Origin of the sequence: Brachyspira sp. G79, from assembly GCF_002379365.1 — a bacterium.
Lineage (GTDB): Bacteria > Spirochaetota > Brachyspiria > Brachyspirales > Brachyspiraceae > Brachyspira.
On sequence record NZ_JQIU01000007.1, the window covers coordinates 1 to 9943 of the forward strand.

Annotated in this window: 10 protein-coding genes and 1 pseudogene; 3 read left to right on the forward strand and 8 right to left on the reverse strand. The window is 26.3% G+C overall.

Annotated features, from left to right (window positions below; genetic code table 11):
* The 8 genes from KQ44_RS00080 to KQ44_RS00115 form a co-directional block, all read right to left on the reverse strand.
* A partial coding sequence (locus KQ44_RS00080) for a glycosyltransferase family 2 protein (RefSeq protein ID WP_143277840.1) occupies positions 1–543 on the reverse strand: 543 nt, incomplete at its 3' end.
* Positions 544–546: 3 nt separating this feature from the next.
* Positions 547–1479, reverse strand: a complete 933-nt coding sequence (locus KQ44_RS00085) for an Rpn family recombination-promoting nuclease/putative transposase (RefSeq protein ID WP_096735715.1) — start codon at positions 1477–1479, stop codon at positions 547–549.
* Between the two features lie 141 nt (positions 1480–1620).
* Positions 1621–2445 carry a thioredoxin fold domain-containing protein gene (locus KQ44_RS00090; RefSeq protein WP_096735716.1) on the reverse strand — a complete coding sequence of 275 codons (825 nt, stop codon included), beginning with the start codon at positions 2443–2445 and terminating at the stop codon, positions 1621–1623.
* Positions 2446–2495: 50 nt separating this feature from the next.
* Positions 2496–3308, reverse strand: a complete 813-nt coding sequence (locus KQ44_RS00095) for a thioredoxin fold domain-containing protein (protein ID WP_096735717.1) — start codon at positions 3306–3308, stop codon at positions 2496–2498.
* Positions 3309–3383: 75 nt separating this feature from the next.
* Complete coding sequence (locus KQ44_RS00100; RefSeq protein ID WP_096735718.1) at positions 3384–4391, reverse strand: calcium/sodium antiporter; 1008 nt, start codon at positions 4389–4391, stop codon at positions 3384–3386.
* A 19-nt stretch (positions 4392–4410) separates the two neighbouring features.
* A complete protein-coding gene (locus tag KQ44_RS00105; RefSeq protein ID WP_096735719.1) occupies positions 4411–5058 on the reverse strand; it encodes a hypothetical protein in 648 nt (215 codons plus the stop codon).
* Positions 5059–5226: 168 nt separating this feature from the next.
* Positions 5227–5565, reverse strand: a complete 339-nt coding sequence (locus KQ44_RS00110; RefSeq protein WP_096735720.1) for a cupin domain-containing protein — start codon at positions 5563–5565, stop codon at positions 5227–5229.
* A gap of 122 nt (positions 5566–5687) precedes the next feature.
* Positions 5688–7073 (reverse strand): sodium-dependent transporter, encoded by a 1386-nt coding sequence (locus tag KQ44_RS00115; protein WP_096735721.1) that lies wholly within the window; start codon positions 7071–7073, stop codon positions 5688–5690.
* Positions 7074–7298: 225 nt separating this feature from the next.
* On the opposite strand from KQ44_RS00115, the gene KQ44_RS00120 reads away from it, so the two are divergent.
* The 3 genes and pseudogenes from KQ44_RS00120 to KQ44_RS00130 form a co-directional block, all read left to right on the forward strand.
* On the forward strand, positions 7299–8060 hold the full coding sequence (locus tag KQ44_RS00120; RefSeq protein ID WP_096735722.1) for a formate/nitrite transporter family protein: 762 nt from the start codon (positions 7299–7301) through the stop codon (positions 8058–8060).
* 398 nt (positions 8061–8458) lie between these two features.
* Positions 8459–9508 (forward strand): signal peptidase I, encoded by a 1050-nt coding sequence (gene lepB, locus KQ44_RS00125; RefSeq protein ID WP_096735723.1) that lies wholly within the window; start codon positions 8459–8461, stop codon positions 9506–9508.
* A 10-nt stretch (positions 9509–9518) separates the two neighbouring features.
* A pseudogene (locus tag KQ44_RS00130) lies at positions 9519–9943 on the forward strand (hypothetical protein); the annotation flags it as partial.

Genomic DNA, 9943 nt, shown 5'->3' on the forward strand with positions numbered 1-9943 from the left:
GGTATTATATTCAAAACTAACATTTTTTGTATACATTAAGAGTTCATGTGAAAATATACCGTCTTCCCCTGGATGAAGATTAATAGGATATCTTAAATATTTATAATTGTCTAATATTGATCTTTTTATAAACATTGACCAAGTAGGAAGTGCTGAATGATAATCTTTATTAACTCTTTTATCCAAGTTCCAAAAAGTACTTAATACCACTAAATCGCTGTTATTTTTTTCAGCATTATTATAAAAAACTTCAATAAAATCATTATCTATATAGTCATCACTATCCATACAAAATATATATTCACCATTTGCTCTTTCTATACCATCATTTCTAGCAGCAGATACTCCTGCATTTTTTTTATCTATTATTATTATTCTTTTGTCTTTAGAAGCATATTCTTTTAATATTTCAAGCGAATTGTCAGCAGAGCCATCATTAATACATATTATTTCCAAATCTTTATAAGTTTGATTAATAATACTTTCCAAACAAGTTCTCAAATAATTTGAAACATTATAAATAGGTATTATTATGCTAACCATATTTTAAATCTTTTCTATATCCTCTAAACTCAATCCAGTTATTTTTGCTATTTCTTTATTATCCATATTCATATTTTTTAGTTTTAATGCTATGCTTTTTGCCTTATTAATTTCGCCTTTTTCTATACCCTGTTCTATACCCTGTTCTATACCCTGTTCTATACCCTGTTCTATACCTTCTTTTATACCTTCTTCTTTTCCTAATCTTCTCTCCTCATCAAGCATTATTTGATTACCATATAAATAAGCTTCCTTTTTTTCATATTCCATCATCATCAATCTGCTTTTTACAAAATTATTATATTTTTTCTGCACTTCTTCCATTATGGGTTTTTCTTTTACTATTTCAGACATAGATGCCTCCAAATTTTTACTTGTAAATATTTTGAGCCAATAATTTAAATCTTTAGATAAAACATTTTTCCTGAACTTTTTTAACTCTATTATATGTATTTGCAAATGATCAGTTAGAAGTTTTTTATTATTCATCTCATAAAGCATATAACAGGAATGTATATTTTTCGTTTTATCTAAATTGAAATTGAGAAGATTAATACTTATTACAGGAGTTAATTCATCGTATCTTTCACCATGTTTTAATAATTTACTGTAATTAGCAGCCCAATAATAAAGTATGCGTTCTGGAAATCGCGAATTGCCTTGAAGCTGAATTTCTATTATAACAACAGATCCATTTTGAGTAATACACTTGACATCTACAATGGTTTCTTTCAAATTCTTGTTCTTCTTAAAGTTAAAAGGTGTTAGTATCTCCACAGAACGAAAAGTCTTCATATCGGCATTAATCATTATAGAATTGATAAAATCTAAAAGTATAGCCTCACTGCTTCCTTTATCAGTAAATAAGTATCTTATAAAATAATCATTCAAAGGATTGAAATATTTTATTTGTTTAGTATTTAATTTCTTTTTCATAAATATATTATACTAAAATAAGAATAAATTGTCAAAGTTTACTTAACTAATTTAAAAATTCTAAAGTATAATTCTTATATAAAAAAGAGATGCTTTATAAAAAACATCTCTATTAAAAAATATTAAAAATCAAACAATCAATTAATTTTTTTCGTTAATATAAGAAAGCAGACTCTCATATTGAGCTTTCATATTAGCAGGAACTTTAGGATCATCAAGTAATTTTTCTAAATATTTTTTGGGTTCATCTTTTTCTCCAGCTAATGCCATGATTACAACTTTATAATAATGAGCAACATAAACTTCTTCTGATTTAGGATAGTTTTTTATTATATTATCAAAATATTCATTTGCATTTTCATAATCTCTTTTCTGTGCCTTTATAAGTCCGAAACCAAGCAAATATTTAGCCATAGCTTCATTAGATATAGCTTTTTTATCCATTAATATATCATATATTTTTTTTGCCTCTTCTTCATTTCCAGATTCTAAATACAAATCGAGTTTTTCCAAACTAGGCTCTTTACTTGCTAAAACTACATTAATTTTATTTAGCTTTTCTATAGCATTTTTCATATAAGGTACAAATTTTTCTCCTTCAACATACCCGCCTATATTTTCTAATACAAATCCGTCAGCACTTATAAATAATATAGTAGGAAATCCTTGAACTCCGTATCTCTGAGCTATTTCAGCACCTTCCTTTGAAGTTTCAGGATTTAATTTTACAGATACCATTTTTTTTGCCATATCTATAACTTCTTTATTGGCATAAGTATTTTTATCAAGCTCCTTACACCAAGTACACCAATCAGTATAAACATCTATCATTATAGGAAGATTTTTTTCTTTTGCTTTTTTCATTGCTGAAGCCAAATCTTTTTCCCATTTTATTTCAGCACTAGCTTTATTGCATGCTATAATAGACAATACAGTTATTAATACAATTAATATTTTTTTATTCATAATTAGACTCCATTTATTAATTTTATTATAAAATATTTTTTTAAATAATATTATTCACTTAAATTAAAATAATCTATTAAATTTATATATTGTTCTTTTATATCTTCAGGCACTTCATTAGTAAGATTTTCTATGTATTTTATTCCTTCATTAGTTTGTCCATTATTAACTATCATATCAAGTGCTTTATAGTAATGTGCTATATAAACTTCCTTTTGATTATCATATTTATCAATGATTTCATTAAAATATCTCATGCCGTTTTCATAATCATCATTATCTAAAAGCATAACAGCAATTTTTGACATATATTTAGTTATATTATTTTCAGGTATTTTATTTTCTTTAATCAGTATATCATACATATCTGAAGCCTCTTTAGCATATCCTGAATCTATATATATATCAAGTTTTTCTATACTGGGTGCATCATCTTTAAAAGCATTTTTTATATTTTCTTCTTTTTGTTTTATGCCTCTCATTTCATTGATTAATTCATCGCTTTCTATATATCCTATTATTCTTTTTATAACAAATCCGTCGCTGTTCATAAAAAGCATTGTAGGAAATCCTGGTATATTGTACTTTTTTAATAAAGTATCTCCATTGCTTGATTTTTCTGGATTAAATTTTAATGCTATAAAATTTGTAGTGTAATCTGATACTTCTTTATTTTTAAATGTAGTTTTATCCATTTCCTTGCATGCACCGCACCAATCGGTATAAATATCCATCATTATTGGTTTGTTTTCAGATTTTGATTTTTCTATTGCTTTATCAAAATCATTTTCCCAATTTATTTTATTGTCAGAGCATGATACAAGCATAATAAAACACAGTATTATCATGTATAATTTATTCATTATGTTTCCTTAAAATAATTTTTAATAATAAAACAATTAAAAATTATAAAAGTAAATAATACTTTTTAATTATTATTAAGATACAGATGTAGTTTTAAGCAAATATGCTACATATACTATATATATAATTAAAAATATTATTCCTTTAACTTTTCCTAAACTTCTTCTTTTAAGTGTAAATATAAGAAGCAAAAGCCCAGCAAATACCATAATAGAGAAGTCCATTAAATAATCCTGAGTGTTACTTAATATTATACCGCCGAATTTTAGCGATGCTATAGATGATATACCTAAAACTCCTCCTACATTAAATATATTGCTTCCTACTATATTTCCTATAGATATATCAGCCTCTTTTTTAATAGCAGCTATAACACTTGTAACAAGTTCTGGTATACTAGTTCCTACAGCTACAACTATAAATCCTATTATATGCTCACTTAAGAAATTTCTAAATATTCCAGTAACTCCTTTAATAAATACATCAGATCCAAATGCAAGTGCCAATATTGCAACTATTATTTTAAATATAGCCCTCGATATAGAATGTGTTTTAGTTGATGATGAAACCTCTTTTTCAAAAGCTGCTAATTCATCTTTATCTTTTGATATTACACTATATAGATAATAAACGTATATACATAATAAAATTAATAGTATAATACCTTCTATTATAGATATTTTATCTCCGCTTAATCTTTTTGTCTCTATATTAAAAAGCATTAACCCTAAAGCTATATACATTATAAACATAGAAATCATAGAAACATAATATGACTTTTTTCCAGCAGACATATTCATAAATAAAGCGGAAACTCCAAGTACAAATACCACATTAAATATATTACTTCCTATAACATTACCAACAGCAATAGCACTTTCTCCCCTCAAAGCACCAAATAAACTTACAAAAAGCTCTGGCATAGATGTACCCATAGCAACCACTGTAAGTCCTATAACTATAGGCGGTATTTTTAATCTGTTTGCTACCATAACACTACCGTCTACAATATATGTTCCGCCCAGATATAATAATAATATACCAGCAACTGTAAAAACTATGTTTAATAAAATATTTTCCATAAATTAATCCCTATTCTTTTTATTTATTATCTTCATTCTCTTCATTAACTTTGTTATTATTTATTTTATTATCTGTTTTTTCTTCACTATTATTAACTTTATCTTCTGTATTATTATTATTTTCTGATGTTTCTGATGAGCTATTATCAATATTATCTATTTTATTTTTTTTGCTTAAAGCTGATACAATAAACACTATAATACATATAATTAATATTAATATTACTAATGCAGTTGAAAGCCATAATGGAGATAACACCCATACCCAATTCCAAGCAACCGCTTTAAATAATTTTAATATAACAAATATTATTCCTAAAAAAGCAAAAAAAGCAGCGGCAACATTTAATATAGGAAATTTATTTTCTTTTACTGCTATTTCACTACTTTCATTATTTTCATTATTTTGATTTTCAGTACTTTCATTTTTATTATCTTTCTGTTTTTTGAAAAATACAGCATTAAAAGAAATAGAAAATATTATAAGTATTACCTCTAATAATACTATACTTAGTACTGCATACCAATTTAAATCAATCAATACTTTTGATAGTTTTAATAATACAAGAATTATTATAAAAACAGGCAGAACTCTCAAAGAGAAGTTTGTTAAACTATTGATAAGATGCAAGATTGCCATTGTGAAAACATTTTTTATTTTTCCCATAATTTCATTCCTATAAAAATAATAATATCCTAATAATATATTATTTTTATTAAATTTAAACAGTCTTTACAGTATTTAATAAATATTTTTTATTGTTTTATTTTACAGTATAAAAAATAACGGCATGAGAAAAAGTATCCCATGCCGCAATTATGAATTTATTTAGGGTTATTCGGATTTTATCTGCATAACTAATACTTTAAATGCTTCTACAGCCTTTAAAGAATGCGGAGCATTGGCTGGAATTGTTATTGACTTTTCAGCTGCAACTTCAAATTTTTCTCCGTCAATTGTTATTTCTGCTTTACCTTCAAGTACAGTAACTAAAACATCACCTGTGCTTGAGTGTGTAGGTATTTCTGATGCTTTATCCGCAGATATTATTTTTATTATTAAGCTTTTTCTATCAACTAATGATAATGCTGATATAGAATTAGGTTTTATTTCTACTAAGTCTTTTAATGCTGTAACTTTTTTATAATCTATATTATCAATAAATTTTTGCATTTATTCTCCTTAATAAAATTCTTATTTAGTTTTGTTTATATTATCTAACATTTATCTATAAAAATCAGTTGCCATAGCAACAATATATAATTTTTTATAAAATAATTTTAAATTAATATTTATTATTTTAAGAAAAACCTATTAATATATTCATATAAAAATATTGCAAGTACTATAAAAGGAAGTATATAGCTTATATAAAATCTTAACTGACGAGGGAATTTAATACCTTCTCCAGTATTTGCTTCTTTTATAAAATTTTCAAAACCCCAGCCGAAATCTCTTGTGCAGAAAAATAATGTTACCAAAGCACCTAAAGGAAGAATATTATTGCTTACTATAAAATCAAGCAAATCCATTATAACAGTATTTTCTCCTAAAGGATGTATATTTGATAATATGTTGAATCCTAATGTTGTGGGAAGACTTAATATAAATAATGATATAAATAAAATAACAGAAGTTTTTTTTCTTGTAAACTTAAATTTATCCATAATAAAAGAATATATATTTTCTAATACCCCTATTATAGTAGTAAGTGCTGCCATAGCTAAGAATAAGAAAAATAAAGCTCCCCATAATCTTCCCAAAGGCATAGAGTTAAATATATTAGGAAGTGTAACAAAAGCAAGCCCCGCACCTTCCCCCGGATTTACATTAAAGGCAAAACAGGCTGGAAAAACTACCAGTCCTGCAAATAAAGCTACTATTGTATCTAATGCAATTATTATTAATGCCTCTCCTGTAAGGGACTGTTTTTTATCTATATAGCTTCCAAATATTGCCATTCCTCCCTGTCCTACACTTAAAGAAAAAAATGCCTGACCTATAGCTGCGTAAAAAATTCCTATAAAACCTGTTAAACCGTTTCCAAATAATTTATTTAAATCTGGAACTAAATAAAATTTTAAACCTTCAATAGCACCTTTTAAAGTGAGTGAACGTATTATAAGAAGTATTAAAAGCCCAAATAGAGATATCATCATAAATTTACTCGCTCTCTCAACTCCTTTCTCCAATCCGAAAGAACATATAATAATACCTATAAGAAGGCTAATACCCATCCATAATGTTAAAGTAGGAGCACTTGCTAAAACACTGTTAAAAAAATTTCCTACTTCATTAGAATTAAGATTTTCAAATTTTCCAGAAAGCATAAAATAAAAATATGATAAACACCAGCCGCATATAGTAGTATAAAATAGCATAAGTATGACGTTGCCAAGTATCTGTATATATCCTATTTTATGCCAATTATGCCCTTTCTTTTCTAATTTTTCGAATGATGTTGCTATATCATGCCCGCCAGCTCTTCCAACAGCAAATTCCATTACCATAGGAGCAACACCCAAAATAATTATAGATATAATGTATAGTACTACGAAAGCTCCTCCTCCGTATTGTCCTGTAATATATGGAAATCTCCAAACATTGCCCATTCCTACAGCACAGCCTGCAGATACCAGTATAAAGCCGAATCTGCTTCCTAGTTTTTCTCTTTCTTTCATTACTATACACTCCAATTTTTTATGAAAATTATACTACATATTATAAATTAATAAAACTTATAAATAAATAAAAATTACTTTATATTATTTGATAATAAAGAGCTGCTTAATAAAATAAATAAAAATAATTCATTTTACTTATAAAAATTTTTAATGCTCTTGACGAAACTATAAAGTAAAAATTTGATTAATGACATTTTTTAAGAATATTATCAGGAGTATTCTATGTATAAAGATGAATTAAATGCTGTATGCAATGCTTCAATATCAAAATCAAATTTGATTAATAATAATATTTTAGGATATTTTGTATCTTCAATGCTTGCTGGGATATATGTAGGTCTTGGAATACTTCTTATATTTTCTATAGGCGGTTTACTTGGCGATTTTAAAGGTACTAAAATAATAATGGGAGTATCTTTCGGTATAGCTTTAAGTTCAGTAATAATTGCTGGTGCTGAATTATTTACTGGTAATAACCTGATTATGACTGTAGGAGTTTTAAATAAAAAGATATCATTTACTAATCTTATTAAAGTTTGGATTGTAAGTTATATAGGCAATTTAATAGGTGCTGTATTAGTATCTGTTTTATTTTATTTAACTGGTCTTGCAAGCGGAGATATAGGAAGTTTTATAGCGAATACTTCTTTAACAAAAATGACTTTAAGTCCAAAGGCATTATTATTTAGAGGAATATTATGCAATACTTTGGTATGTCTTGCAGTTTGGTGCAGTTTTAGATGCAAATCTGATAGCGGAAAACTAATAATGATATTTTGGTGTTTATTTGCATTTATAACAAGCGGATATGAACACAGCATAGCAAACATGACTATTATGGCTGTAGGATTATTAACAAACTCTGAACCTAATATTACTATATACGGATATTTTTACAATTTATTATTTGTTACAATAGGCAATATTATAGGCGGTGTATTTTTAATAGCTCTTCCTTATCATATAATAGCCAAAATTAAATAGTATATACTGGAACAATTTTATTTTGTTAATTTTTATAGTGTATTATTAACTTTTTATATACTTTTTCAAAGAACATATAAGATATACTTAAACAAAAATACAAATATAAAATTATAATAATTATGTTTTAATATAAATATTAAATTTAATCTAAAAATATAGTATTTCAAGTTTGCATGCTGCCGTAGTGATACTTAACATAACTTAATACCCATAACTTTATACTATTTCATAAAAGCGGTAATAAAAAGTACAATATCTATATTTTTATAACATTATAATTTTTACTATTTTTCATTACAACTATTTTTATAATAATAGTTATTATACAATTGCTATTTTAACAGTTTTATTATATACTTTTACATCAATATTTATTATTGCAAGGGGTTAAATTAATGGAGAATCCTATAAAAAATATAACAGAAACAATCATAGGCGAATGCCGTAATTTTAAACATACTTTAAAAGAAATATTATACGCAATAATTATTGTGCTTCTTATAAATACATTTTTAATACAGAATTATCAAATTCCAACAGGCTCTATGATTCCTGTTATAATGCCCGGAGACAGACTTTTTGCAAATAGATTTGTTTACGGAGTAAAATTGCCTTTTACAGACGGGCTTTTAGGATACAGACTTCCGAAGATAAAATCGCCTCAAAGGGGGGATTTGGTAGTATTCAGAGCACCTCCTTCTGCTTCTTTCGGATGCGAATCAGCCATGCCTTATTATGAGCCTTCTCCATTAGTTCAATTTTTAAAACTTCCAGTTATGGTATTTGCTCTTACTCCTTTTACTTGGGACCCTAGATTTTTGCTTGCAGACTATATAGGAGAAAAACTTACTGGGGGTACGCATTTAGCACCTGCTAATTTATTTTTGGGACTTAAAACTGTGGATTTGGATCCTAGAAAAGAATTTGTTAAGCGTGTCATAGCTACAGCTGGAGAAACTGTTGAAATTAGAAATAAAAAAATAATTATAAATGGAAATGAAATAGAAGATAAATGGGGTTATTTCTTTTATGGAAATGATAGAGAGTTTGTTCCTCGTATAGATATATATGGACCTATTTATGTTCCTAAAAAAGGTGATGTTATGATATTTAAAAAGATAGTTGATAAAACAGATTATTATAATGATTACAGTTCTTTTGAAGTTTATATAAATGATGAGATAGTAAGCGATGATATAAAATTATGGTATTGGATGAATATATATGTTCCTAATGCCAAAGACAGACCAGATGAATATATATACAATGTCCCAGAAGATTATTTCTTTGTAATGGGAGATAACAGAGACCAAAGCTGCGACAGCAGAATGTGGGGATTAGTTCCTTACAGACATATAAAAGGTCAGCCTATGATTGCTTGGATACAGTCTAAAAGACCTGATGATGTTGAACAAGGCTTCTTTAAATACTTTATAATTAAATAAGAATAGCAATATGTATGATCAAATTTCTCAAGATACTTTAAAAGAATTATGTAAAATTTGGAAAGCAAAAAATACAGAGGATTTACAAACAAAATCTTCTAATGTTTTTATTGTCTCTTTTAAATTTTATGCTTTATCCAAAGAAGCTAAAGATATTGTGCTTTATGTACTGAAAAATGAAAGCAAAGAACTAAACTCTATAGATATAGCATATTCTCTTAAATATACTCAAAAACAAATACCTGCTTTCTTCAATTATATAGATGAAATAAAAAAATCAGGACTTCTATATTTAAAAATAAAAAGAAGAAGATTAAACTCTCATGATGATACTTTGTACTTTCTTCCTAATGTTAAGCCTATAATAGAAAGTATTATACTAAAAGAAAGTATTAAAATTACTAATTATATAGATTGTACATACACTGCTAATAT